Here is a 3,415-nt window from a genome sequence, read left to right as displayed (position 1 = left end):
TAACTCTTGACGATTTCGTCCCTGCTGTTGGTTCTAATTCATATAATGTAACCACAGGACCGGGTTTTGCATCCGTTATTTTACCCTTAATATTAAAAATAACGATTTATGTAGAAATCCAAATGTAGATTATGGAAGATACACAGAAAAAGCTAATGAATTTCCACTTTGTTCTGATCCAATTGTGAGCATTGAAGACGCAGAAGATGGTGCAGCACAAGGACTCCAGTTAGTTGAAGACTATGATACACCGCCTTATGAAATAGTCTTTGATACAGAAAGAAACTCCCAAGTCTTAGAATTTCAAGGTAATCCAATTTCAAGATATGAAATAAAACATGCTGATGGCGAGTATTTTAATGAAGCCAGCAAACTTGTTGCACAATGGAGTACAAAAGGTACAGTTCGCATTGCATCATGGGCAATTACAACAGATGTAGGAGTCAGACATATAGATTACAGCTTCAATAAACGTTTGGGTTGCCAAGTATCAAGCAATGACTCTGCTTATGTAAATTGTGGTCTTGATATGAGTGGGTTAGATGGTAATTGGCACAACTTTACCCGTAACTTAGAAGTTGATCTTAAATCTGCTATTCCTAATGCGACGTTAGAAAAAATCAACTCTTTCATATTTCGTGCAGGTTATGGCGGACGAGTTGATGATATTAAATTACTTGAATCCGATACTGTTGCCACAGTCACCATTTCAGGCTATACAACGCTCAATGGGCAACCTGCTAGCGGTGTAAATTTCAGTCAATCTGGCGCGGAATGTCAAACCTCTGACCATGCAGGCTACTATCAATGCACCGTACCACAAGGCTGGTTTGGCACACTTGTTCCCGAAAAAACAGGTTATCAAGTAATACCATTCTCTCGTGTATATTTAGAAATGGCTGAGAATCATGATAATCAGAACTTTGAACTTCAAGCTCAAACTGATGATGTCAATACACCTATCATTCGTTGGACACGCGACATGCACCCAACTGGTGACAATAACGGCGCGGTACATTTACCGAATGAATGGGGCGATTATGTTGATGACCACTTCACATTAATGGCTAAAGTGAAACCAACTTTACAGAAAAGCCGTCATTATATTTTCCATGCAAATGATGATTACCCAGGAATGTGGTTAGAAGGTAAAAACAATGAGCTACGTGCCTTATTTATTTACAGACCGAATGGCTCAACCAAACCTATTCCAACTAGTGTTAATACATTCTTAAGAAGTGAGCCAATCCCATTGAATGAATGGACAGAGTTGGCAGCAACATGGAATGGGTCAGAATATATTGGTTATGTAAATGGGCAACCGATAGGCAAAGTCGAACTACCTAATTTTATTCAAGGTGGACGTATTGCTATTGGTTGGGACGGCGGCAGAGACCGTGCTTTTGTTGGCGATATTGCCGAAGTCTCAATATACAAACGTGCGCTAACTGCCGAAGAAATTGCAGCTTTATACAACCAAGCATTTGATTGCAGCCTTGCAACTAATCTCAATACCGAAGCCTGTGAAGCTTTAGTCAAACTCTACGAAAATACCAATGGTGATGCGTGGAACACCAATACAGGTTGGCTACAAGACAATGACCCGTGTGCATGGCATGGCATCAGTTGTGAAGACGGTGAAGTCGTTGGCATCAGACTCGACAACAATAACCTTGATGGTGAATTACCGCCAGCGTTAGAAATCCTCACCGAAATGGGCGTATTGTCTGCCAGTGGGAATAAATTGGAAGGCGATATTTTGCCTTTGAATAAACTCACCCATTTACAAACCATTGACTTATCAAATAACCAATTAACAGGTGCAATGCCTAACTTGGACACCTTAACCAATTTAACTCATTTAGATGTCAGTGATAACAAACTCACAGGCAACTATCCCGCGTTAGACGGTTTAACCCAACTCGAAAATATATTTTTAGATGACAATCAATTTTCTGGGGCATTGCCAGACTTCAATACGGCATTTGGAATTGAAAATATCACCGTTGATGAGCGAGAAGATATTTGTCTTGATCCAAGCGTTGATTATTCAGGATTTCCACAGTTTGCTGATTATCCAATATGTACGCCTTCGGTTCTGACCATCAATAAACGTGGTTCTGGCTCTGGTAGCGTGACTTCTGATGATGGCAACATCACTTGTGACAACACATGCTCAATGCAAAGCTTTAATTATTCTGAAAATATTTTAGTGACTTTAGATGCGACACCAGACGCGGGTTCAGTATTCCAATCATGGTCAGGCTCATGTCGCGGTACAGAACCGAGCATTCAGATTCAAATGTCAATCAGCAAAACATGTATGGCAACCTTTGATCTTGAACGTGATGCCAATTCCCGTTTATTAGAAGTGATGAAGATGGGTGATGGTCGTAGCACATTTTCAATCAAACAAGCAGGCGAAATCATTAAATTATGTGGTGATGGGTGTATCAGTAAACAACAAAGCCGTTTCGTCAAAGATTCGATGGTTGATTTATCGGTTAGAGTCGCGGCGGGTAGTGAGTTTATCGGTTGGAAAGGCGCGTGCGAAGGTGAAACAGCATCAAATATCAGTGTGCTAATGGATGAGTCTAAGTCATGTATGAGCAATGTAATGTTGTTGCCTGAACCACCTCAGAATATGGTGCGTGTGACGGTGAATAATAACGGCGGCAGTGGTAGCGGTACGATTAAAGTGCTGGGCATTTATTGTGGTGGTGATTGTGAGGATTATATTGAAGTGGGGCGCACGATTGGTTTGAAAGCCGAAGCGGATACTTTGTCTAAGTTCCATTCATGGAGGGGGAATTCTCCTCAATGTGAAGGTAAAACCACGCCTTATTTACAAATCACACCGTTTGAGGATATTTCTTGTATTGCTGTTTTTGACAGTGTGTTGGATGAAACTGCTGAGGAGTATGTGCAATATTATTATGAGCATGGTTATTTGAGTGATGGCAAGGTGTTATCAGAGGAATATCCACCAACTCCAGTAAATGAATTGCATTTATTTCATGCTTATCGTTTGGCATTGAATGCTTTATTGCAAGTGGATGAGCATTTGACGGTGACAGGTCAGTGGCCAGCTCAATTTGAAAATGTACAGCGTTATATTCCTGAGCCTGCCCGGTTTTATGTTGAGACAATCAAGATTCAGTCTCAAACCACATTGAATTTATTGAATGCGGATGTGACGGTTGTGGGGCATTTTGTGCGGGTTGATGTGGTATTGGAGCATAAAGATGGTGAAGAAGAGCTTGTGCCAATTTTGATTTATTACGGTGATGAGCCTGTGATTATTGCGGAATCGCTTGTGCCACAGCTACGTTGGCGTGGTAGACGCGGTAGACGTTATGGTTTATGCCCACGTCGTCGGCGTTGGTAGGGTGATGGTGTTGTCTCGATATGGGGT

2 protein-coding genes are annotated in these 3,415 nt (G+C 41.4%); one reads left to right on the top strand and one right to left on the bottom strand.

The annotated features are described in order from the left end of the window. The coding region (locus ABXH34_RS15175; protein WP_353572731.1) for a DNA translocase FtsK at positions 1-91 on the bottom strand (91 nt) is incomplete at its 3' end. Positions 92-184: 93 nt separating this feature from the next. Here ABXH34_RS15175 and ABXH34_RS15170 point away from each other — a divergent pair. Then, on the top strand, positions 185-3,388 hold the full coding sequence (locus tag ABXH34_RS15170) for a LamG-like jellyroll fold domain-containing protein (protein WP_353572730.1): 3,204 nt from the start codon (positions 185-187) through the stop codon (positions 3,386-3,388). Positions 3,389-3,415 lie beyond the last annotated feature (27 nt).

Origin of the sequence: Candidatus Albibeggiatoa sp. nov. BB20 (assembly GCA_016744725.1) — a bacterium.
Taxonomy (GTDB): Bacteria; Pseudomonadota; Gammaproteobacteria; order Beggiatoales; family Beggiatoaceae; genus Albibeggiatoa.
This window is presented reverse-complemented; position numbering and strand designations above follow the sequence as displayed.